This is a genomic window from Glutamicibacter sp. 2E12 (assembly GCF_050030965.1).
GTDB lineage: Bacteria > Actinomycetota > Actinomycetes > Actinomycetales > Micrococcaceae > Glutamicibacter.
Genome location: NZ_CP188297.1, coordinates 740,246 through 762,985, shown reverse-complemented (window position 1 = coordinate 762,985; position 22,740 = coordinate 740,246). Strand labels below are relative to the sequence as shown.

General features: G+C 61.0%; 19 protein-coding genes. 9 read left to right on the top strand and 10 right to left on the bottom strand.

What is annotated here, in order from left to right; translation table 11 throughout:
- Positions 1 to 37: 37 nt before the first annotated feature.
- Positions 38 to 556: a GNAT family N-acetyltransferase gene (locus ACP3TE_RS03455; RefSeq protein ID WP_426735299.1), complete on the top strand. Its 519-nt coding sequence runs from the start codon at positions 38 to 40 to the stop codon at positions 554 to 556.
- Here ACP3TE_RS03455 and ACP3TE_RS03450 read toward each other — a convergent pair.
- The 4 genes from ACP3TE_RS03450 to ACP3TE_RS03435 all read right to left on the bottom strand — a co-directional run bounded on the left by ACP3TE_RS03450 (position 553) and on the right by ACP3TE_RS03435 (position 4,777).
- Entirely contained in the window at positions 553 to 1,743 is a 1,191-nt protein-coding gene (locus ACP3TE_RS03450; RefSeq protein ID WP_426735297.1) for a dipeptidase, read from the bottom strand. The genes ACP3TE_RS03455 and ACP3TE_RS03450 overlap by 4 nt on opposite strands.
- Positions 1,744 to 1,864: 121 nt before the next feature.
- Positions 1,865 to 3,277, bottom strand: coding sequence for a class II fumarate hydratase (locus tag ACP3TE_RS03445; RefSeq protein ID WP_400342557.1), 1,413 nt, complete (start codon positions 3,275 to 3,277; stop codon positions 1,865 to 1,867).
- A 129-nt stretch (positions 3,278 to 3,406) separates the two neighbouring features.
- Complete coding sequence (locus ACP3TE_RS03440) at positions 3,407 to 4,036, bottom strand: carbonic anhydrase (protein ID WP_105657459.1); 630 nt, start codon at positions 4,034 to 4,036, stop codon at positions 3,407 to 3,409.
- Positions 4,037 to 4,102: 66 nt separating this feature from the next.
- Positions 4,103 to 4,777: a DUF4245 domain-containing protein gene (locus tag ACP3TE_RS03435; RefSeq protein ID WP_400342560.1), complete on the bottom strand. Its 675-nt coding sequence runs from the start codon at positions 4,775 to 4,777 to the stop codon at positions 4,103 to 4,105.
- A gap of 156 nt (positions 4,778 to 4,933) precedes the next feature.
- Here ACP3TE_RS03435 and glpX point away from each other — a divergent pair, with 156 nt between their 5' ends.
- Positions 4,934 to 5,968 carry a class II fructose-bisphosphatase gene (glpX, locus tag ACP3TE_RS03430; protein ID WP_105657461.1) on the top strand — a complete coding sequence of 345 codons (1,035 nt, stop codon included), beginning with the start codon at positions 4,934 to 4,936 and terminating at the stop codon, positions 5,966 to 5,968.
- 107 nt (positions 5,969 to 6,075) lie between these two features.
- Here glpX and manA read toward each other — a convergent pair whose 3' ends face one another.
- From manA to ACP3TE_RS03410, 4 genes are all read right to left on the bottom strand, one after another.
- A complete protein-coding gene (manA, locus tag ACP3TE_RS03425; protein WP_400342562.1) occupies positions 6,076 to 7,284 on the bottom strand; it encodes a mannose-6-phosphate isomerase, class I in 1,209 nt (402 codons plus the stop codon).
- Between the two features lie 66 nt (positions 7,285 to 7,350).
- On the bottom strand, positions 7,351 to 8,976 hold the full coding sequence (locus tag ACP3TE_RS03420) for an LCP family protein (protein WP_426735294.1): 1,626 nt from the start codon (positions 8,974 to 8,976) through the stop codon (positions 7,351 to 7,353).
- A gap of 17 nt (positions 8,977 to 8,993) precedes the next feature.
- Positions 8,994 to 9,524 (bottom strand): 5-(carboxyamino)imidazole ribonucleotide mutase, encoded by a 531-nt coding sequence (purE, locus tag ACP3TE_RS03415; RefSeq protein ID WP_388024158.1) that lies wholly within the window; start codon positions 9,522 to 9,524, stop codon positions 8,994 to 8,996.
- A 74-nt stretch (positions 9,525 to 9,598) separates the two neighbouring features.
- Positions 9,599 to 10,759: a 5-(carboxyamino)imidazole ribonucleotide synthase gene (locus ACP3TE_RS03410; protein WP_105661717.1), complete on the bottom strand. Its 1,161-nt coding sequence runs from the start codon at positions 10,757 to 10,759 to the stop codon at positions 9,599 to 9,601.
- Positions 10,760 to 10,935: 176 nt separating this feature from the next.
- On the opposite strand from ACP3TE_RS03410, the gene ACP3TE_RS03405 reads away from it, so the two are divergent.
- Positions 10,936 to 11,505, top strand: coding sequence for a GtrA family protein (locus ACP3TE_RS03405; protein ID WP_105657466.1), 570 nt, complete (start codon positions 10,936 to 10,938; stop codon positions 11,503 to 11,505).
- On the opposite strand, the gene ACP3TE_RS03400 is transcribed toward ACP3TE_RS03405, so the two are convergent.
- A complete protein-coding gene (locus tag ACP3TE_RS03400) occupies positions 11,502 to 12,230 on the bottom strand; it encodes a TIGR03089 family protein (RefSeq protein ID WP_146112920.1) in 729 nt (242 codons plus the stop codon). The two genes, ACP3TE_RS03405 and ACP3TE_RS03400, sit on opposite strands and share 4 nt — an antisense overlap.
- Before the next feature lie 288 nt (positions 12,231 to 12,518).
- On the opposite strand from ACP3TE_RS03400, the gene ACP3TE_RS03395 reads away from it, so the two are divergent.
- From ACP3TE_RS03395 to ACP3TE_RS03380, 4 genes are read left to right on the top strand one after another with little or no spacing between them, the layout of a single operon-like run.
- Positions 12,519 to 13,043, top strand: coding sequence for a WhiB family transcriptional regulator (locus tag ACP3TE_RS03395; protein ID WP_105657494.1), 525 nt, complete (start codon positions 12,519 to 12,521; stop codon positions 13,041 to 13,043).
- Positions 12,989 to 16,513 carry a glycosyltransferase family 2 protein gene (locus tag ACP3TE_RS03390; RefSeq protein ID WP_388024195.1) on the top strand — a complete coding sequence of 1,175 codons (3,525 nt, stop codon included), beginning with the start codon at positions 12,989 to 12,991 and terminating at the stop codon, positions 16,511 to 16,513. The genes ACP3TE_RS03395 and ACP3TE_RS03390 overlap by 55 nt, the downstream gene beginning before the upstream one ends.
- On the top strand, positions 16,513 to 19,095 hold the full coding sequence (locus tag ACP3TE_RS03385) for a DUF5719 family protein (RefSeq protein ID WP_388024157.1): 2,583 nt from the start codon (positions 16,513 to 16,515) through the stop codon (positions 19,093 to 19,095). Before ACP3TE_RS03390 ends, ACP3TE_RS03385 begins: the two co-directional genes overlap by 1 nt.
- Before the next feature lie 26 nt (positions 19,096 to 19,121).
- Positions 19,122 to 20,051, top strand: coding sequence for a COX15/CtaA family protein (locus ACP3TE_RS03380; RefSeq protein ID WP_388024155.1), 930 nt, complete (start codon positions 19,122 to 19,124; stop codon positions 20,049 to 20,051).
- Positions 20,052 to 20,062: 11 nt separating this feature from the next.
- On the opposite strand, the gene ACP3TE_RS03375 is transcribed toward ACP3TE_RS03380, so the two are convergent.
- A complete protein-coding gene (locus ACP3TE_RS03375; RefSeq protein ID WP_105661721.1) occupies positions 20,063 to 20,521 on the bottom strand; it encodes a metallopeptidase family protein in 459 nt (152 codons plus the stop codon).
- 91 nt (positions 20,522 to 20,612) lie between these two features.
- Here ACP3TE_RS03375 and ACP3TE_RS03370 point away from each other — a divergent pair, with 91 nt between their 5' ends.
- Together ACP3TE_RS03370 and ACP3TE_RS03365 are read left to right on the top strand one after the other, a co-directional pair.
- Positions 20,613 to 21,014, top strand: coding sequence for a DUF3499 domain-containing protein (locus ACP3TE_RS03370; protein ID WP_208294212.1), 402 nt, complete (start codon positions 20,613 to 20,615; stop codon positions 21,012 to 21,014).
- Between the two features lie 284 nt (positions 21,015 to 21,298).
- A complete protein-coding gene (locus ACP3TE_RS03365; protein WP_426735289.1) occupies positions 21,299 to 22,735 on the top strand; it encodes a TIGR01906 family membrane protein in 1,437 nt (478 codons plus the stop codon).
- The last annotated feature ends 5 nt before the right edge of the window (positions 22,736 to 22,740 follow it).

Here is a 22,740-nt window from a genome sequence, read left to right as displayed (position 1 = left end):
ACTGATTGAACCTTCTGCCGCACTGCATGCTTCCTTCATGCGGAGCACAACCGAATGGGCGGGGGCGGAGCAGGACGGGGCCTCGGTCTTCTACACTGCCAAATACGGTTGGGATCTGCGCAACGCAGAAGACTTCGCGCAGTGGGTCCAGCTGCTCAAGGATCTGGAAAAGCCGCACTTCACGCCACCGGAAGGCTTCGTTGCGCAAAGCACCCTGTGGCTAGCGCACGACGATGAGTACTTGGGCGCGGTCAGCTTGCGTCACGAGCTGGGCAATGATTTCCTTCGCGAAGTCGGCGGGCACATCGGCTACGGCATACGCCCGGACGCCCGTGGCAATCGCCTGGCCAGAACCGCGCTCGCCGGATCCCTGGAACAAGCCCGCAGCCTTGGCCTGCCGCGGGTCCTGCTTACCTGCAACGACTCCAATACTGCTTCGGCGCGAACCATCGAAGCTTGCGGCGGAGTCCTCGAACGCGTCACTCCGGTTGCCGAAATCGGGCCCCGCTTCGGCTCCACTGAGGACCTGCGACGCTATTGGATTGAACTGAGCTAGTTCGCTGGAAGCACCTCGCGGAATACGCGCAACGTATTTCCGCCCATGATGGCCGCGATTTCCGTATCCGAATAGCCGCGATTCATCAGTTCCTGGGTGATGATAGCAATCTGGCTGGCATCCCATGCGACGGTAGTTGCACCGTCGAAGTCGCTGCCCAAACCGACGTGTTCGATTCCTGCGACTTTGATGACGTGCTCCATCGCATCCACCACCGAATCCACATCCAGGGTGCAGACCGCAGCGTCCCAGTAGCCAATTCCGATAACGCCGCCGGTCTCGGCTATGGCCTGGATCTGATCGTCAGTGAGGTTCCGGTTCACATCGCAGGTGGCTTGGACACCGCCGTGGCTGAATACCACGGGTTCAGTAGCCAGGGAGAGGACTTCATTGAAAGCCGCGTCGCTGGAATGCGCCAGGTCGACGATGACCCCCAGCTCTTCCATGCGCTTGAGTGCAGCACGGCCAAGGTCGGTGAGCCCTGATTTCTCGACCCCGTGTTTGGAGCCGGCCACCGAGTTGTCGAAGAAGTGCGTGAACCCGGCCATGCGCATGCCATCGTTGAACAGGACATCCACGTTCCTGACGTCGCCCTCAAGATTATGCAGGCCCTCTACCGAGAAGAGGCCTCCGGTGACCTGCTGGCCGCTCTTGCGGTCCTTGAACAGTTGGTCGAGCTCGGCGGTGGTGGTGATGGTGCGCAGGGTGCCTTGCGAGTCGGCGGCGTCGTCGCGCAGCTTCTTGGCCTGGTAGCGCGAACGCTCCAGGAGCGAGAACCAGGTCTGAGGCGGTTGCAGCTGGACAATGCCCAGCAGCGTGATGTTATCCGATTCGGCGCTATTGGAGTCGTAATTCTGGCCGACGGGCGACTTGGATACCGAGGAGAAGACCTGCAGGGCGACATTGCCTTCTTCCATGCGCGGCAGGTCGACATGGCCGCGGTCCGAGCGCTTGAGCAGCGAACGGTCCCACATCAAGGTGTCGGCATGCATATCGGCAATCTGCAAGCGCGAATGCAGTTCCGCGGCGTCGTCGCCGACCGCTGGCAGACCCGTGGCCTCGATCTTATTGCGGGTGTTTTCCACGATGCCGGGAGCAAAAGCGAAGAATGCGGCCAAGAGGACGACGAGCGTGCCGGAAATCCAGAGGCCAAGACGTTTAAAAGTGCGAGATGTGGTGCGGGTCATAGGTGGAGGCTAGCAGATGTTACCGATAAGTAGGAGTCTGTTTTCCCGGGTTAAAGTACGCTACCGCGACCCGATGCCGAGCATCGAGCCGCGGTAGCAGCAGGGGTGGAGCAGCAGGGAATTAGTGCTTGCCCACCATGGTGGAAACATCCAGAAGCTGGTCGAGCTGTTCCTCAGTGACTTCACCGCGTTCAACGAAGCCCAAAGCGATGGTTGCTTCGCGTACGGTCAGCCCCTCGGCGACTGCCTTCTTGGCGATCTTGGCTGCGTTTTCATAGCCGATCAGCTTATTCAGCGGGGTGACAATCGATGGGGAAGCCTCGGCCAGGAAGCGCGCGCGTTCCACATTGGCCTTGATGCCGTCGATCATCTTTTCGGCCATCACCGTTGAGGTGCTGGACAGCAGGCGAATGGATTCGAGCAGGTTGGAGGCCATGACCGGGATGCCCACGTTCAGCTCGAAGGCGCCGTTGGTTCCGGCCCAAGCGATGGCGGTGTCGTTGCCGATGACCTGGGCTGCTACCTGGATGGTTGCCTCCGAAATGACCGGGTTGACCTTGCCGGGCATGATGGAGGATCCTGGCTGCAGATCAGGGATCGCAATTTCTCCCAAGCCGGTGTTGGGGCCGGAGCCCATCCACCGCAGGTCATTGGCGATCTTGATCAGCGAGATAGCGATGGTGCGCAAAGCTGCGGAGGCCTCGACCAGTCCGTCGCGGTTGGCCTGTGCTTCGAAATGGTTGCGCGCCTCGGTGATGGGCAGGCCGGTGTCTTCGCGCAGGAACTCGATGACCTGCTGCGGGAAGCCGTCTGGGGTGTTGATGCCGGTGCCTACCGCGGTGCCGCCCAGGGGAACTTCGGCAACGCGTGGCAGGGCCGCTTCGATGCGTTCAATGCCGTAGCGTACCTGTGCTGCGTAGCCGCCAAATTCCTGGCCAAGGGTGACTGGGGTGGCATCCATCAGGTGGGTGCGGCCGGATTTGACCACATCCTTGAACTCGGCGGACTTCGCCTCCAGCGAGGAAGCCAAGGTTCCGAGGGCCGGGACCAGGTCATTGAGCAGAGCTCCGGTGGCGGCAACATGCACGGACGTCGGGAAGACGTCGTTGGAAGATTGCGAGGCGTTCACGTGGTCGTTCGGGTGGATCTCGGTGCCGCTGTCCCGGGCCTTCAAGGCACGGGTGGCCAATTCGGCGAGAACTTCGTTGGTGTTCATATTCGAGCTGGTTCCGGAACCGGTCTGGAATACGTCGATGGGGAAGTGCTCGTCGTACTGCCCGGTAGCGACCTGATCGGCTGCGGCCACAATGGCCTCAGCGCGTTCTTCGTCGAGAACGCCGAGCGCCAGGTTGGCTCGTGCGGCGGCCTTCTTGACCTGGGCCAGGGCCTTGATATGCGAGGATTCCAAGGTCTTGCCCGAGATCGGGAAATTATCGACGGCACGCTGGGTTTGCGCGCGGTACAGGGCCTGAGCCGGAACTCGGACTTCGCCCATGGTGTCATGTTCGATACGGAAATCGTCACTGTTAGTCATGAGCCCAGAGTACGCCCGAACCGTCATCGAATGACAGGTCTCTGACGTAAACATCACAACCAACAGTGACGCTTCACCGATTTGGGAATAAAAGCCGTTTTACAAGGCTTTTCCTGAAGCTTGGAGCTTCTAGTCGAGGCCCAGGCTGGAGACCAGCTGGGCACGGCCATCGTGCAGGTGGTAGGCAACGCCGGCGACCGCGGTGCGGCCCTCTTCGATGGCCAGCGCGATGATGCTGGACAGGTCGACGAGACGGTCGGTGGTCTGCTTGACGTGCTCGACAACGGTGCCGTTCACGTCGGTGATGCCCTTGCGTTCGGCGGCATGGACTGAAGGGGTGATGTGCTCGACCAGGTCGCGAACGAAGCCCTTGGGCATGTTGCCAGTTTCCTTGGCTTGGATGGCGCTGGTAATCGCACCGCAGGAGTTATGCCCGAGGATGACGATCAACGGCACGTTCAGGGCGTCAACGGCGAATTCCAATGAACCGAGGCTTGCTGGATCCAGGACATGGCCTGCGGTACGCACCACGAACATGTCGCCCAAACCCACATCGAAAATGATCTCTGCCGCAAGGCGGGAATCAGAGCAGCCGAAGATGACAGCGAAAGGTTCCTGGCCGGAGATCAACTTCTGCCGCCGAGCACTGTCCTGGTTGGGGTGCTGGGTATCTTCGTTGACGAAACGGAAATTGCCGGCGCTGAGCTTTTCCCAAGCCTCTTTAGGCGTCAGGGTCGGTTGTGTTGATTCAGAGAGCATGACTCAGATTCTACGGGATGCTGTTCGAATATCGAATATATGACTGGCTTTTCCCGTGAACGTGACTTAATCCAGCTCGCTAGCGACCTGTTCGGCAACACTGTTCAGCTGTTCGGCCGAGGTGTCACTGGAAAGTACGACGGTGGAGTCCTTGAACTCGGAGATCAGGTACGTGCTCTGGTCCTTGATGCGCACTTCCCACTGCGCTCCGCCGATGGTGCGAGTTTCGGTTGGCGTCGCCGCATCGGTGATCAGGGCAATCCATGTCGGGTTGGCGTCAGCAGCCTGGCGAACCCACACGAAGTTCTTGTCTTCGAAGACGAGGCCGCATTCCCAATAGGGAACACCCTGTGCAGTGTTAGCCTGCCAGCGAGCGAAGTTCGCGTATTCCTTCTCGCCCAGTTCCGGGGCGAAGATCTCAAAGCCAGAAATCTGTTCCGTCTGTTCCGCGGTGGCCTGCAGGTTGACGTCGCTTTCAAACGCGTCGTCCTTGGGCGGCGGGTTGAGCATGAGCACCGGAATGAGTATGGCAACCGTGAAGCCGATGGACAGCACCATGCCCTTGAAGGTCTGGTTCGCGCGCTTGGCCTGCTTCTCGGTGAGCTGCGGCTTGTACGGCAGATCCTCGAAGGTGGCATTCGGATCGTCGAGGCTTCGAGGGGACGCAGCAGGCGTCTGGGTACCGTTGGCCGTGTTGCCGGTAGCCGGGACGCTGTTCTCGGTGTTCTTCTCAGGTTGCACGCCTTCTATTCTCCCCGAAGATTCTGTGGAATTCGAACCAGAGTGCCCAAACGCACGTCGAACTATGAGCAGGCACTCCCGACACGAACTGTAAAGCGAAAACTCTAGAGGATAGAATGTCCTTGTTTGCATAGGCGCAATGACTACGACTCAGTGATGGGATCTTTCGTGACCGAAAAGAACAATTATGCCCACCTTTCTCCGCGACTGTCGGTTTCCGACGCGGAGCCGGACCGCAACCTAGCACTGGAGCTGGTGCGTGCAACCGAAGCGGCAGCCATCGCTTCCTCGCCGTGGGTCGGATTCGGTGACAAGAATGCCGCAGACGGTGCCGCAGTCGACGCCATGCGCGGCTTGCTGTCCACCGTGAACTTCAACGGCGTTGTCGTGATTGGCGAAGGTGAAAAAGACGAAGCTCCAATGCTGTTCAACGGAGAACAGGTTGGCAGCGGCACCGGCGCCGAATGCGACGTCGCAGTCGACCCGATTGACGGAACCCGTCTGACCGCGCTGGGCCTGAACAACGCCCTGTCCGTGTTGGCCGTAGCCGACCGCGGTTCGATGTTCGACCCCTCCGCCGTGTTCTACATGGAGAAGCTGGTCACCGGGCCAGAGGCAGCCGAGCTCGTTGACCTCCGCCTGCCAGTGAAGCAGAACCTGCATCTGATCGCCAAGGCCAAGGGCAAGAAGGTCAGCCAGGTGACTGTGACCATCCTGGACCGCCCACGCCACGCTGGCCTGATCGAGGAGATCCGCGCGGCTGGTGCCCGCACCAAGCTGATTATGGACGGTGACGTTGCCGGCGCCATCGCCGCAACCCGCGAAGGCACCGGCGTTGACGCGCTGATGGGTGTCGGCGGCACCCCTGAAGGCATCGTGACCGCCTGCGCTATCAAGGCGCTGGGCGGCGTGATCCAGGGCCGCCTGTGGCCAACTGATGACGACGAGAAGCAGAAGGCCATCGACGCCGGCCACGAATTGGGCCGCGTGCTGACCACGAACGACTTGGTGACCTCGGATAACTGCTACTTCGCAGCGACCGGCATCACCGATGGCGACCTGCTGCGCGGTGTCCGCTACAAGGACAACCGCATCCACACCCAGTCGATCGTCATGCGTGCCAAGTCCGGCACCATCCGCTTCGTCGAGGGTGAGCACCACCAGGATAAGTGGGAAGCCTACACCCGCTAATCCGCATCTGATTGCAAAACTGCGAGCCATGGACTTGATTCAAGTCCATGGCTCGCAGTTTTGCGTTTGGCCCCTATAGTGCCACGAAGGGCCTCAGTGCAGTGCAGCTAGTCGATCTGGGCGCTGGCTGCGAAGAGCTGGCCCGGAACGGTGCCCTGCAAGATGGCGGTGGCTGGCAGTTCGGCCGCGGTGAGGAACAACGACTGCCCGCGGCTGATGCTGCGTTCGCCTTCACGCGTGGCTACCAGGAACTCACCGGCGGTGCACAGCAGCACAGCGGCACCGTGCAGCTGCAGATCAGCGGCAAGGCCCGGCTCTATGGGATCGAGTACCTGCAGCTGGAACTCTTCGAAGTCGGGCTTGTACAAGCGGTCATGGGTATCAAGGGCCACCGGCTCCAGGATCGGGGCAGGGGAGGGGGCGGCAATGGTGACGTCCAGCAGTTCGGGAACATCGATATGCTTGCTGGTCAGGCCTCCACGCAGCACATTATCCGAATTGGCCATGACCTCGATTCCCAAACCGCGCAGGTAGGCGTGGACGTTGCCGGCGCCCAGGCTGATGGCCTGGCCAGGCTCCAGGAAGATCAAATTCAGCAGCAGTGCGACCAAGACCCCCGGATCGCCAGGATAGATCTTGTTGATCGAGGCTAGCTCGGCGAAATGGGCATTGCCGTGCAATTCGGGGCTGCCTGCCACTGCTTCGCTGATCTGCGCTACCAGCTGGGAAATTTCGTCCCCCGCGGTCAGCACATGCTTGAAAGTCCGGGCCAGCGGATCGGTGCCCTGCAGCAGGTCGAGCAGCTGGCCTATCGGGGCATGCGCCGAGTCCGGCAGCTGCGCGGCCAGGATCTGCAGGTCTTCAACAATCTGCGCTGGTTGGCGGAAGCCCGATAGCGCCACGAAGTCGGTCAGGGCAAAGAGCATCTCCGGCTTGTGGTTGTCATCGCGGTAGTTGCGGTCAGCAGCATCCAACGGCTTGCCGTCCGCGTTTTCCTGGGCGAAACGCTCTTGGGCCTGCTTCAGCGTGGGGTGAGTCTGGATCGACAGCGGCTGGGTCGCCGAGAGCACCTTGAACAGGTAGGGCAGACGTCCGTAGCGCTGGGCGACTGCTGAACCCAGTATGTGCTCTGGATCCTCGGCGATGAAATCATTGAGCGCTGTCCCGCTATCGGAGATCCGGCTCGGGCACCCGGGATGGGCACCGAGCCACATCTCGGCCTGCGGGGTGGTTTCCGCGGGCAGATCGAGCAGATCGGAAATCTGCGAAGCAGATCCCCAGTGGTAGTCCCTAATCGCGTTTTTCAACTCGAACACGTCTTTTGACCATAGCCTTTCAGGAGCGGTAGTTGGGTCGCATGGCGGTCGGGGGGTCTTAACCGTTTACGGAACCGAGCATTCGTCGTTATTGGCCGCGATCTCTGAAATCAACGTGCGGTAGCCGGCCATTTCCAATTGCACCAGGTACTCTTCGGTGATCGGGCTGCCATCTGGCTGGGTGATTTCCGGGCTGTCCTCTTTCGACAGCTTCGGAGCATTGTTCACGTCAGTGGTTTCCGGCGCTTCTTCGGAAGCCTGGGTTGTTTCTTCCGGAGCCGAGGACTTGGAGGTGTCCTCGCTCTTTTCAGGATTGTCCTTCTTCTTTTCCTTCTTCTTCTCCGGCTCGTTCTGCTTTGCGATCAACGTCTGGATACGCTCTTGCAGCTTGTCGAAGTCGGGGTAGGTGGAGAAGCTGCGTTCGAAGTCCGGCGCACCGAGGGTCAAGCGGGCCATTGGCTCCTTGGAGACCTTCTCGGCCAGGGATACGAAGGAACCGAGCTGACCTGCTGGAATGTCGGTTTCAACCAGCTGTTCACCGGCGGACATGATCGAAGTGAAATTGCTCAGGATCGTTTGCGGCTTGAACTGCTTGATGATTCCCTGCTGCAAGCACTGCTGGCGCTTGATGCGGTGGTAGTCATCGGTGAAGTCGCGTGAGCGAGCAAACCACAATGCCTGCTTGCCGGTGAATTCGTGGGTGCCCGGTGCGAACCAGTGCGTGCGCACGGTGCTGTTTTCGTGGTATTTCCCGTTGTAGGGAACCCATCCGCCGGAGTCGATGGTGACCCCGCCCAATGCGTCGACAAACTGCTCGAACCCGGCCATGTTGATCATGACGTAGCCCTGGACAGGTAGCCCTGTGGTGCCTTCCAGCGCGTCCATGGCAGCTTGCGCGCCGACGTTCTTCACGGACTCGGGGAACGCATCGGCGTGCTCGGTTTCGGCATTGCGGTAGATGGCGTTGAAGATGCATTCGTCGCCGCAGTTGTAGCCTTCGGGCCAGATCTTCTCCATGGGCGAGCCCGGGGCGAAGCGTGCGCTCTGGAAGTTGCGCGGCACCGAGATCAGCAGGCTCTTGCCGGTTTTGGCATCAACAGAAAGCAGAGCCGCAACGTCGGTGCGGACGCCTTCGCGGTTGGCACCGGAGTCGGCACCGAACACTGCGATGTTGTAGCGCCCGTCGACTGGCTCGAAGGCGGGTCCTTCATCGAATACGGCCACAATGGTTTCGCGTCCGGTATTCAGCAGCGAGGCGCCGTAGATGAAGACACCGCTGGTGGCCACCACGGCTGCCAGGGTGAAAATGGTAACGATCGCACGCATGCCAGGGGCCAGCAGCTTAGGCCGGATAATCACCAAGGTGTTGATGAACATGATCAGCCAGCCCAGGGCCAGCGTGCCGAGCACGATGATCAAGAACAGCTGGAAGTTCGGGTGGGCAACCCAGCCGAGAATGATCGAACGATCAATGAAGTACAGGGCAACCAGCGCAAGAATAGCCAGCCAGCAGGCCATGGTGATGGACACTGCGATCCGTCCAAGCTTGCGATTTCCCGCGACCAGCTGAGCGCCGCCGGGGAAGAAGATGGTCAGCAGGACCAGGATCAGAGCCCGCTTGCTGCGCTGCGGAGAGCTGATGGTCTCCGGCTGGCGCAACGGACTTGGTGCGCGGTGACTGGCAGAACCCATGTACTTTTGGACTTTCCCTAGGAAGCGAAATTCTCGTTGGCAACTTCAGCGCGCAAAGCCGAACCTTTGGCATGGGCTTGCTCGCGCAGTGAATCTGCAAACTGAAGCAACTTTACCTGTAACGATTCGGCTAGCTCATCGGTTCCCGCTGCGAGCATGCGCACAGCCAGCAGGCCGGCATTGCGTGCTCCGCCAATGGAAACAGTTGCTACGGGGACTCCTGCAGGCATCTGGACGATGGAGAGCAGGGAGTCCATTCCATCTAGTTTAGCCAGTGGAACTGGAACTCCGATCACCGGCAGCGGTGTAACAGCTGCAAGCATGCCCGGAAGATGCGCTGCACCGCCTGCGCCGGCGATGATTGTGCGCAGTCCGCGTTCGTGGGCATTCTTGCCGTAATCGATCATTTCTTCTGGCATGCGGTGCGCCGAAACGACGTCCGCTTCAAAAGGGATTCCGAATTCGGCCAGTGCTTGTGCGGCCAGGCGCATGACCGGCCAATCGGAATCAGAACCCATTACGAGGCCGACCAGTGGTGCTTCAGACATGAGATATTTCCTTGCGGTGTTCTAGTAAGAGCCGCTGCCCGGTACGCGGCAGCGGCTCTTGATCAAAATAAAGTCTAGACGGCGGCTTCGATGCCGTCGCGGATGAGCGCGGCAACCTTATTGGCCTGCGAACGAAGTTCATCTACGCTTTGCCCGGCGTTAGCCACAACGTTGACGTGGCCGATCTTGCGGCCCGGGCGCACGGACTTGCCGTAGGCATGGACTTTGACTTCTGGCGCTGCGGCCAAGGCGGCTTGGAAAGCCGAGTAGAGGTCCTGGTTGGCGCCGCCGAGGTAGTTCTTCATCACAGTCACGCCCAGCTCGCGGGTTTCGCCCAGCGGCAGATCCAGAACCGCACGCAGGTGCTGCTCGAATTGGCTGGTGACCGAACCGTTCATGGTCCAGTGGCCGGTGTTGTGCGGGCGCATGGCCAATTCGTTGATCACGAAACCGGCTCCTGAACCCGGGGTTTCAAAGAGCTCTGCGGCCATGACTCCGGTGACGCCGAATTCTTCGGCGATGCGCAAGGCCGCATCGGCTGCGGTGGCCGCGGTGGCTTCGTCAATATCCTGGGCAGGCGCGATCACTTCATCGCAGACTCCATCAACCTGGATGGTGTGGACCACGGGCCAAGCCTTGGCCTCGCCTGAAGGGGTGCGGGCTACCAACGCGGAAAGTTCGCGGGAGAACTCGACCTTGTCCTCGGCCAGCAGCGGGCCATGGGCGAACCAGTCGGCGGAATCCTTGGCGTCTTGGGCATTGTCCAGCATGCGCACGCCCTTGCCGTCGTAGCCGCCGCGCGGGGTCTTGAGCACAATGGGCCAGCCGGTCTGCTCACCGAAAGCGATCAGGGCATCGACATCGTCAACCTTGGCCCACGCAGGGTTCGGAAGTCCGAGGCGTTCGATGGCCTCGCGCATGACCAGCTTGTCCTGGGCATGGATCAGCGCAGCCGGACGGGGCTGGATGTTGACGCCCTCATTGATCAGGGTGGTCAAGAATTCGTTGGGCACGTGCTCGTGGTCAAAGGTGACAACGTCCTTGCCCTTGGCGAATTCACGCAGGGTTTCGAGGTCTTTGTAGTCGCCTACAGGAGCGTCGGGAACGCTTCGCGCAGCTGAAACATCAGGACCTTCGGCAAGAACATGCAGTTCGAAACCTAGGTTCAGGGCCTCGGGGGCCATCATTCGGGCTAGCTGCCCGCCACCAATCACACCAATTTTTGGAAAGCTCACGATTACAAGGGTATCGAAAGCGACGTTGAGAATCGCATGCGCGTTGTCTGATTACTCTCACAATTCGGTCAATTTCCAGAAAGTGCCGATAAAATAGCAAGATCGCGCGCTTCTCGTAGTGCTTAGCGCGCCTTGTTACTGCTAGCCAGACGGGAACAATATTCCCTGGAGGACAATTGCTCGAGCGCATCAAACTCAAAATAGCCGGACTCATCTCGTTGCTGTGGCGCGAGGTGGCGAAGTTCGGCGTCGTCGGTGGCGTTGCGTTCATCATCGACTCGGGGATCTACGTCTGGCTCCTGCACGGTTCCATGAGCGATTCCCAGGTTAAAGCGAAAATCATTGCTGGCGTCGTCGCGACGATGTTCTCTTGGGTGGCCAACCGCTACTGGACCTTCCGCCACCGCCGCCAGGCCAATGTGGTGCGCGAGCTCGTGATGTTCATCATCATGAATGCCATCGGCTTGGGCATTGCCGCGGCCTGCGTATGGGTCACCAAATACTGGCTGGGCTTGACCGATCCCACCTCGGTGTTCATTGCCGGTTCGGTAGTCGGCTTGGTGCTCGGCACCATCTTCCGTTTCTTCGCCTACCGTTTCTGGGTCTTCGGCAGCGCGATGGATGCGGAGGAAGAATTCGCCCACGACCACGAAGTTCTGGGCAATCACAAGGCCGATACCGGCGCTGACGCAGCGCACTCCGCTGGCCAGGCCGATACCGGCACGGTACCGACGGTGGCTCGCTAATCCGCTGGTTGGTAGTCGAAGTTAATGCGTTCGCCGTCGCGCAGGCGCTGGGTCACTTCCATCCCGTCTTCTACTAGCACAATTCCGTCACCCGCTGCCCACTGGCCAATGGCGAAGGGCAGCAAGGAGAGCACGGGTTGCTGAGCACGCACTAGAATTGTTCCTTGCGCCTTAGCTTCGGTATCGAATAACGCAGCAAGGCTGACCGGGGTGTCACCATTGGTTGCGATGGCTGAGGCATCACCAGTTACTGGCGAGGGATAGAACTGATCCCCGTAGGTACGCACGGAGGCATTGAAGTCTTCTGCGACAGGGCCGAGATCCGAGCCGAAGGACAGCGCGAGAGCTGCCGGGTTCACGGCAAGGATTTCAGAGCTGCTGGGGATGCGCTCATCATCCGGTTGGGCTGTCACCCACACCGATGCCTGCTGTGCATCATCATGCCCAGCATCGACCAGCGTGGCGCCATGGTGCAGCGCGGCCAGGGCCACGACCAGGGACTTCCAATGCGCCGGCAAATCGAGCACCACGATCGAGTCTTCATCGAGGTCGAAAACCTCGCCCAAGAGATTGGCGCTTTTCGCGACCCAATTGTCAAATACCCGTCCGGACAGCTCGATGCGTTCCCCGCTGACGGAGTACCAGGTGAGCCATGGGGAGGCTGAACTGCGCCGCGGCGCGAGAAGATTCTCGACAAATGTTCGTGATTGTAGGCTATTGCTCATTGGATGTCCTTAAATTTAATTACTGAGAATTCACCGAGAATTCAGCCAAGACGGGACTCGCCCACCTCATGTGCGTCTTTTGACGGCGTGTTGTGCCGGGAGTTTCCTGAGAACTCTTCTTAGAATGACCTCCCCGCTTGACTCTAGCGGAGTTACACGGCTGTAATTAGATGGTGAGTCCGGGCAGGTTCATCACTTTTCGCTAGTTCGATGGAATAAATGCTGCCGGATGGATCGGGAGCAATGACGGCCCGATCTCCTCAAACCAATCGAAAGGTCAACATCACCATGGCGAATCTGGAGCAGGGGTACTCCGAATTTTCGACCTCGGCTGTTGCGTCGGCTCAATACGGGCTGGAGGACGCACCATCCGACTGGTTTGTCGATCCTCAAGCCGGTGAGTCCGCACGGGTTGCAGTTGCAGCCGATCTGGAGACCGCGGCCGACAGCTTCCTGAAAGAGCACGACACGTTATCCGACACCGAAGAAATCTCCTCGGTTGGCTCGTGGGCTCCTGAGCTCGACGAGGATGACGAAGTGCGCGAAACCATCAAGGCAGTTTGGCTTGGTGTTGGCGGCGAAGTTGACGAGGGCGAGCTGGGCTGGCAGGCCCGTGCTCTGTGCGCACAGACTGACCCCGAAGCGTTCTTCCCTGAAAAGGGCGGATCGACTCGCGACGCGAAACGTGTCTGCGGCGCATGTGTTGTCCGTTCGGAATGTCTAGAATATGCCTTGAGCAATGACGAGCGCTTCGGAATCTGGGGAGGGCTCTCAGAGCGCGAACGTCGCCGTCTACGGAAACGAGCAATCTAATTCGTCCGCCAATTCACGTCACCGCCATCGTTGCTTCGCACGATGGCGCTGACTTTTTACCACGCACTTTGGCCGCACTGCGAAACCAGTCCCGGCCTATCGAACGCTTCGTCGGAGTTGACGCTTCGTCCTCTGACGCATCGCTAGAGGTCCTGCGGGCGAACTTGCCTTCCAACTCCGCCTTGCTGGTCGCCGATGAAGGATCCTTGGGGCTGTCGCTGGAAGTAGCGGTGTCGCAACTGCCCGAAGCGCGTTTGGACCGTGATGAATGGCTATGGATTATCCATGATGACTCCATGCCTGCTCCCGACGCGCTGGAACAGCTGACTCGGACCGTTGAGGCCTCCGAATCGGTATCCATTGCCGGTTGCAAGCTGCTGGACATCGATAACCCGCGCCATCTGGTCGAGGTGGGGTTGAGCGTGGACCGCAAGGCCCAGCGCCTGACCATGATCGATATCGACGAAGTCGACCAGGGCCAGTACGACGGACGAAGCGATTACTTTGCCGTGTCCTCGGCCGGCATGTTTATCCGGCGCGAGGTCTTTGAGCAGCTGGGCGGATTCGACCCGGCTATTCCGGGCCGTGGCGACGACGTGGACCTATGCTGGCGCAACCGCCTGGCCGGTCACCGCGTGGTCGTGGTGCCAAGTGCCAAGATGTACCACCAGGTCGAGGTCGTCGACTCGCTGGCAGGCCCGCGCGAAGCCAAGCGCTCGGAGGTCTTCCAGCGCTTGAAGTTCGCTTCGCCTTTGGAACTGCCGTTCTTGTGGATTGGATTGCTGCTCGGCGGCATCGGCCACTTCCTCGTAGCATTGCTGGCCAAGGACCCGGGCCATGGCTTCAGCCACCTGGCTTCGGTCCTGCGCGGACTGTTCTCCCCGGGCAAGCTGGCCGCTTCACGTCGCAACGTCGCCCAGATCCGCGAAATTCCACGCCGCCAGGTCCGCAAGCTGATGGTCTCCGGCGCACAGGTGCGCGAATACCGCCGCAATGTGAACACCGGGCGTGCCGATGGCGAGGTCTACGGGGATGGCAGTGGCGCCGACGCGATGGTTGAACCTAGCGGTGACAACTTCTCCGACTTCGTGCGAATCGCCCGTCCGCCGCGCACCACCGCAGTACTCTCGCTGATTCTGGCACTCTTGCTCTCCGGGGCCGCTTCGCTGGTTGCTTGGCGCAGCCTGCTTGGATCCACTGCTTTGTCCGGCGGCGCGCTGCGCCCGCTGTCCAACAGCAACCAGGAAATCGGCGCCAATGCCCTATCGTGGTGGCAGAACATCACCACCGGATTGAGCGCTCCGCCGGATAACTCCGATGTGCTGTTCTGGCTTTTCTCGCTGGTGACTTTCAACCATGCCAACGAAGCTTCGATCTATCTCTTCTTCGCCGCGATGCCGTTGGCCGCGCTGACCGCGTGGTGGGGCATTGGCGCGGTGAGCCGTTCGCGTGCTGTCCGGTTCTTCGCCGCATTGATCTGGGCCCTGTTGCCTTCGCTGGTCTCTTCGCTGGCCTCGGGACGAGTCGGCTCGGTATTGATCCACATCTTGCTGCCGCTGTTCTTCCTGGCAATTATCCGTGCCATGAATGCCCATGTGGCCATCGAAGGCGCGAAGCCCAAGAACCCGAAGCAGCAATCCGTATCCGCATGGACCGCTTCGGCTAGCGCCGCCGTGCTGCTCTGGGTGATCTCCGCCGGTTCCGTTTCATTCTTCCTGACCGCCAGCATCCTGATTTACGTTTTGGCCATCTTCTCGGTGCGCCGCGCACGCAGCCTGTGGTGGATCCCGCTGCCTGCAATCGTGTGGAATCTTCCGCTGCTGTTTGCCGGCCTGGGCGATCTGCGGCTGCTGTTCACCGAGCCCGGTGCGGCGCGCGCGTTCTCGCCAGCTGCCCCATGGCAGATGCTGCTGGGCTTCCCGGAATCCTTCAACGCCAACGCCTCGCTGGTGGGTTGGGACTTCCTGCCCGCCGGTCCGTGGGCTTTGGTCGCCGCACTGCTGGTCGGGGCTCCAATCATCGTGCTGGCTGTTTTCGGGACCTTGAGTTCTTCGCTCAGCCACAGTTCCAGCATGCGCCGGAACTCCCGCCGCCTGCTGTGGGGCGCAGTCCTGTCGCTGGCAGCGGGATGGGCCGTCGGTTTTGTCCCGTTCACCTTGGACTCGCACACCGCGGTGAGCGCCTACACCGGTCCGTTCGTCTCCTTTGCCATGTTTGCATTGCTTGCAGCTGCCGCCAACGCGCTAGCTGCCCTGCGCCATGAAGATCAGCCGCGCTCGATGCGGACGCAGGGTTCTCGTCCAGCGATGAGCCTGATGGCCGCATTCAGCGTGCTCGCGGTTCTCGCTTCCGGCGCCGTGCTGCTTGGCGCCCAGCTGAATCCGGCCGCGGAGTCCGAAACGCTGACGTCCCTGAATTCGGCTCAGCAGGTCCACAGCTCCCAGCCTCGCACCCTGCCTGCCACGGCAGCCGATGCGGGCCGCTCCGAATTCCAGAAGCGCACCTTGGTGCTCAGCCCGCGTTCCTCCGGTGAAATCGACAGCCAGTTGGTTTCGGGTTCCGGTGAAACCCTGGACAGCATCAGCCGCTACTCGCAGGTCAAGCAACTGACCGGACCGCTGCTGGATCCTGAACGCAATGAAGCTTCTGCCACCGCGCAGGTTCAGAGCAAAGCCGTAGCGATGCTGCTCTCCGAGTCTGCATTGGATTCGCGCGAATCGTTGCGCGACTTGGGCGTGGGCTTTGTCGTGCTCAACGAGACTGGTGAATCTGTCCCAGCGACCGTTCGCATCCTGGATGCGGCCACTGGGCTGGCATCGGTCGGCCAGACCGACAGCGGCTGGTTGTGGCGAGTGGATTATGAAGCCGATGAAGAGAATCAGGGCGCTGGATTTGCCCGCGTTGTCGCTGAAAACGGAGACGTGAGCGTATTGCCGACCCAGCGTGGCAAGATCGCCAATCTGGAAATTCCGGCTTCTGATGCCAAGCGGACCCTGGTCCTTGCAACAGCGTCGGATCCGAAGCTGCGGGCCAGCGTTGATGGCGAATCCCTGCGTTCGGTGTCCTATCCCGAGGATTCGGAAACTCGATGGGCCCAGGCTTACGAGCTTCCTGCCGAGGGCGGCAAGCTGACGTTGTCGCACAAGGACTCCACGGCCATACCGGTTCTGGTGCTCAGCGCGATAGTTCTGCTGATTACCGTCCTCTTGGCCATTCCGGTGCCAAGCTCGCGGCGATTCGCCAACTACCGCAACAACGAATACCGCTTCCGTGAACCACGCGACGAAAATGAAGAACTCGCCGACGGCTCGGCCGTTTTGGCGGCCGCCGAAGTCCAGAGCCCGGCTACCGGCACCATGCCACTGAGCCGACGCGAGGCACGCGAACGCGCCAGCGAGATGCGTGAGAACTTGACCCCGAAGCTCAGCGACCGGATTTCGGACGCCGATGCCGAGCAGGAGAAGAAGTAGTGAGCGACGAGAAGAACGTGAACTCAGCGGATTCTGCTGACAAGCCAACTGAACAGACCCCGGCCCCGAAACCGGCCTCCGCGCAACCAGAAGCCAAGGACACCACCCCAGTGTCGGCGACACTATCGCGTGCTGAGACAAAGGCTGCCAAGGCCCGGGCCAAGGTCGATGCCAAATTGGACAAGGCCCGCGCCAAGGAAGCCCAGGCCCGGTCCAAGGCCGAAGCGAAGAACGCCGAGAAAGCGGCGAAGGCTGAAGCCAAGGCCGCTCAGCGGGAAGAACCAAAGGCAAAGCCGCAGCCTGAGGCGAAGTCAGGGAACAAGGACGCCAAGGAAACGGTGCCCACCGCGCAGGCTGCCGGGGCAAAGTCTCAAGGCGAACCGGCGGAACAGAAGCCGGCTCCCAAGCCGGACTCCGTTCAAGCCGGATCGGAGCAGCCCGAGGCTGCGCACGCCAAACTGCCTGCAGCTGATGCAGCCGCCGCGGGCACCACTGATGCAGCTGCGCAGCCGGAACACTCCCAGGGCGCCGAGCCTGCCAAGAACGCCGGCCCAGCCGCGGCTGGAAGCAAGACGGGGCCTGGTGCCGCCCAGGACGCTGGACCGAAGAAGCCTGCAGCCCAGGACCCTGTAGTTGTTCCCGAACCAGTCAAGCCGCCGGCCGCAGAAGCGGCTAGGGCTTCCGGGAAGCAGAACGATGCCGGGGACTCCTCGGGGCAGCAAGGCGCAGCTGGCGCTGGTTCCACCGAGGCTGAGAAGAACCAGCCGGCCGGCCCGAAGCCTGGAGAAGAAGCCGCAAAGGCATCAGAACCGGAAGATCCGAAGGCTGCCAAGCGCCGCCATCGGCTGGAGAAGGTTCGCGCGCGGAACGCCGCGAAGGAAGAACTTGCCGCTGCCAGTGCGCTGGATGCGCCCGCAGCCGGGCCGCAGGCGGAATCGGTGGACGGCAACGTCTCGAAGCGTCGCCAGAAGCTGGACAAGGCCCGCGCCGCGGCCTCCAAGGATGCGGCTGCCGCGCCGACGCGCAAGAAGACCGGCGCGGTTCTGCTCAGCCTGGTAGCCGTCGCGGCTGCTGGCGCTGCAGTGGGTGCCGGATCAATTTTTGCCCCGGCACCGGCCGAAAAGTCTTTGCCAGCTGCCGTGACGAACCTGCCCGCAGGTGACTCCAGCAGCGTTTGCTCGGCAACCCCGCAGCTGCTCAAGGGCGTGGAAGGCACCGATGCGCAGTTCGCCCCAGGTGCCAAGGACATTTCCAGCAACTTGCGCAGCATTGCTGTTTCAGATCTGGCCAAGCGCATTCCGGGCTCCTCCTTCACCAAGCTCGATGGCAGCGGCGCGCATGAGCTGACTGGACGCATCGCTGAGGATGAAGCTGCCGAGGCCCGTGGCGCTGATGATGAGGGCCTGACCGGCCGCGCCAGCAAGATTTCAACCGCCAACGATATCGATGATGCCCAGGTCTACACCTTGCAGCCGCTGGGCGAACTCGCTTCGAAGGGCAGCGCCGTGCGCAGCTACCAAGCCAAGGATGGCGACCTGGCAGGGCTTGCTGCCGCAACGTGCCAGGCCCCGGCGTCCAACTGGCGATTCACCGGCCTGCAGACAAGTACCGGATCCACCAGCGTGATGCATTTGGCCAACCCAACGCATACCACTGCCCAGGTGTCCCTGCGGCTTCGAGGTCCAGACGGCTTGATCGACACCTCGACGCTGCAGAACATTGTCCTGGCAGCGGGGGAGAGCCGGGCCATCGTGCTCGGCGGCTACGCGCAGAACCTGAATTCTGTTTCGGCTGAAATCACCAGTGTTGGCGGAAAAATCACTGCATCGGTCCAACAGGCCGCCCTGCGCGGTTTGACCCCGTCGGGTGTTGAACTGGTCAGCGCCAACGCGACGGCTTCCAATAGCCAGGTGATTCCGGGAGTGTGGATCGAGAGCAAGGAGAATATTTCCAAGCTCAGCAAGGACAACAAGTCGTTGGTTCCACAGCTGCACGTTGCGGCAACAGGCTCCTCGGGCGCTGGATTCAAGGTGAAGGTCCTGGGCGAAGACGGCGAAGTCGCCGCCAGCTTCGACGATAACCTCGCCGTCGACTCCGACGCGACGAAGATTGTGGATCTGACCCAGCTGGCTGGTGGCTATTACACGGTAGTTGTCGAGTCCGATGCTCCGGTCACCGCAGCGGTGAAGATGGTTCGCGGTGCGGACCCGAAGGACTCCTCGGACACTGCCTGGGCGGTGAGCTCCAACGCGCTAGCCGGTACGCAGGCCATGCCGCTGTCGGCTAATGGCACTGGGAAATTCGCCATCGCCGCCGTAGCTGCAGACTCAGCGGTGGAAGCAGTGGTGGTTAATAAGGACGGCAAGCTGGAGGAACCGAAGAAACTCCAGATCAAGGCCGGGCAGAATGTTGTCTTTGATCCGAAATCTGTCTCCGAAGATGCCCAAGCAGTCATCTTCTCGACAGATGCCAACGCTTACCTGGCCCAGCTGGTGCTCGGTTCCGAACGTTCCATCGCTTGGGCTGCCATGCCACAGGCGAATGCCGGACGCGACGGCATTGTGGTGAACATCGGCGGCTAGGAATCCGCCATTAAGGAACTGGATAATTGAAGACCCCTTTCGCATGGCTGGCTGAGCGGATCACGCTGGAACGTAGTTCGCTCAAGGCAGCTTCGCTATCGGCAATGATCGCAGCGATTCTGATTATTGTCGGCGGCGGTGTCGTTCGAGTCACCGGGTCAGGACTAGGCTGCCCCGACTGGCCAACCTGCACCGGCGGCTTCATCGCGCCAACCGCTGAAATGGGGATTCACGCGACCATCGAGTTCGTCAATCGGCTGCTCACCTTTGTCCTGTGCGCAGCGGTTGGTTGGGTCATCATTGCCGCCCGACTGCAACGCGAACCAGTTCCGGGCATCACCCGATGGGCGTGGTTCCAGTTCTGGCTTGTTGTGCTCAATGCGGTCATTGGCGGGATCACCGTCTGGGTGAAACTGAACCCCTACGTAGTTGCCGCCCATTTCCTGGCTGCGACCTTGCTGCTCACTGCCGCTGCGGCCACCTGGGACAAGGTGCAGAATCTGGGAAACGCCGGCTCAAAAGCCAGTACGGATTCGCTGAAGTCGCTGGGAACCTGGTTAGTTGTTCTCAGCGCCCTGCTCGTCATCATTGGCACCGGGGTGACCGGCTCAGGTCCGCATGCCGGAGACTCGGCCGAGGTCCCGCGGATGGGCTTCGACTGGCTGCAGATCACTCTCGTGCATGCCGCAGCAGCCGTGGGCGCACTGGTTGTTGCTTTGGTGATGTGGCGTCAAGCAAGAAAAGAACAAGTACCGGACGTGGCGCACAAAGCCAAGCTCTACCTCTGGGTATTGGCCGGACAGGGGCTGCTCGGAGCGATCCAGGCCATGACCAGCCTGCCAGAGCTGCTTGTGGTCGCCCACCTGGTTGGTGCTGCGCTGGTATGGATCGGTGCCGTGCGCGTTGGCCTGGCCTCCCATGCGCCGGGACGTGAAAGCCGGATCCAGGCCAGCTAGAGAAGATGGCCCTAGTAGTCCGGATCCTCAGGGAAATATGCGGGGTCCACTTCCGAGATGGGTTTCATCCAAAGCTGCGCGACCTCGTGCACCACGCACTGATGGACCAGATCCAAGAGTTCGCCGGTGTTTTCCGCAATCTGCTCAATGGGCAAGCGATAAATGATGATGCGCGCTGGGCGGATAGCCGAAGCTGATTTTGATGATGCAAGCGGCACCCGCTCGCCCAGTGCAGCAGCCTGTTCCAGCAGCTTGTCACTGGGCACCGGATCAATCAGGAAATCGATCTTTTCAATTTCTCCGGGCCAGCGTTCCGAGAGCCTTTGCGCACTGGCCATCACGGCATCATCAAATCGTTCCGGCCGTGAACGGTAAGCAGGAAGATGCATGGGCATCAGCGGGCCACGCCGCCCGCGTCCGTGGCGGTGGCGACGGGAACCGCTTGGCGGATCAGGCAACTTGGAGTTCATTAACTCAGCCTAGCGCTTGCGACACTGTGCCGGTGCCCATCAGCCCGCAAATGGGCGAAGATCCCAAGGATGTGCTGACCAGCCGAGTAGAATGGCAAACGTGGAAGGTCTTCGTCTTTGTTCTCGCCCAGCCTGCCGTGAAACGGCCCGCGCTACTCTTACCTACGTATACGCAGATTCAACTGCTGTTCTTGGGCCTTTGGCGACGTACCCGGAACCGCACTGCTATGACCTGTGCGCCCGCCATGCGAACCGTCTGACAGTTCCCAGCGGGTGGAGCCTGATCCGTGGCGCCATCCCAGATGTGCTTGAACCAGAAGATGAGCTGAACGCGTTGGTGAATGCCGTCCGCGATCGCGAACCAAAGGTTCGCGAACCTCGCCATGCATCGGATTCGCCCATTGATTCGGTCCGTCCCCGCGATATCCGTGCACAGCGCTTTGACACTCGCGTCCGCTTGGCTGTGCTCCCAGCTGGCGACGAAGAAGCCTAGACCTTCTTCTCGAAGAATTCTTGAACCTGCATCGGCACTTCGGCGGCATCTGCAGCACCTCTTTGTGTCCTAGCTGAAATCCAATTGTGGTGTGGTAATCCGTCAGATGACTCGCCTCGCTGGATATGCTAAAGGCGCGTGCGCCGTACTCGGCCCGTAAAGCAACCCCAAAACAGCACACCATCGCGCGAATTGCAGGAGGACTCCTCATGGCTGAGGCGGCGAAAAACCCCACTGGAGGGCAAGGAACTACGGGCCAGCCGGCACCGGCTGCCACTGGCAACATGCCAGGCCCACAGACCAGCCTGAGCCAAAAAGCTGAAGAGCTTACTGCGCGCCTGGAAAAGCACAAGAACCAGGCCCAGGCAAACGCCGCTGCCCAAAAGGAAGAAGCCCGCAAAGAGGCCATCCGCCGCGCGATGTCCGGCAAAACCGACGCCGAGACCAAGAACCCAACTGCAGCTCCTGCAGCCAAGGCGCAGCCTGCCCCCGTGAAGCCAGCGGCAGACAAGCCTGCCGCGACCCCTGCGGCCAAGCCAGCTGAGGCCAAGCCTGCTGCGGCCAAAGCCCCGGCAACCAAGCAGCCGGTCAAGCCAGCGCCCGTCAAGCCCGCGGCGTCCAAGCAGGCAGCCGCCAAGCCAGTTGCGGCCAAACCTGCGGCCGCGAAGCCTGCCGCCAAGGCGCCCGCTGCGAAGCCGGCCGCTAGAGAGCCAGTAGAAGATGTCATTCGCGCCATCAAGCTACCGCACGAAATCGAAGCGGAGAAGCAGGTGCAAAGCGAAGCCGCCGCCGGTGCCGGGAAGTCCGCTGAGCCGCAGGCCAGCGAGAAGGCAACCACCGCGCAAAGCGTGCCACCGGTGTCTGCTGCTCCGAAGACCGGATCCCTGCCAACAACAAAGGCTGCCGTTGCCCAAGCACGTAACCGCGTCTTTGGCAGCTACGCGCCAGAACCGGAACCTTCCGAAGCGGCCGTGAAGCGCCGGGTTGCGCGCGAACGGGCACTGAACTCGAAGCCGGCCCTGGGCCGTACTGCCCAGGTGATCGTGGCTCTGGTCTTCCCGTTGCTGACCTTGATCGCTGCCATCCGTTTGGTCGCGACGCCGGCTTTCCTGGCTCTGTCCTACGGCCGCCCTGGATTCCCGAGCGATTCCTTTGGTTTCACCGATTCTGAACGCCTGACCTACGGCAGCTACGGTGTGGATTACCTGAACAACTTTGCCGGCCCCGAATACTTGGCCGGCTTGAAGCTTTCCACCGGTTCAAGCATGTTCACCGAAGGGGAAGTCCAGCACATGGTGGACGTGAAGAACCTCATCGGGTTCGCCTATATCCTCGGAGCTGTTCTAGCGGTCATCTTGATCATCGGTGTTTGGTACCTCGCCAAGCGCTATGCAGGCGGCGTACGGCGTGCATTGTTCTCGGGAGCGATCTTGGCCTTGGCGGGCATTGCTGCGCTTGCCGTCTCCGCGATTGTGGGATGGGACAATTTCTTCACCCAGTTCCATGCCCTCTTCTTCTCCGACGGCACCTGGACCTTCAACGTCAGCGATACGCTGATCCGCCTGTACCCAGAGCAGTACTGGCTCGATAGCGCCATTGGCATCGCCGTGCTGGTGCTGGCCACGATCGTCACTGTATTGATCAGTTGCTGGCCAACCGGCCGCCGCCGTGAGGCGGCCCGGCTGCGCCAGGAGGCCCGTGCGTTCGGCATTGGCAACTAGCTGGC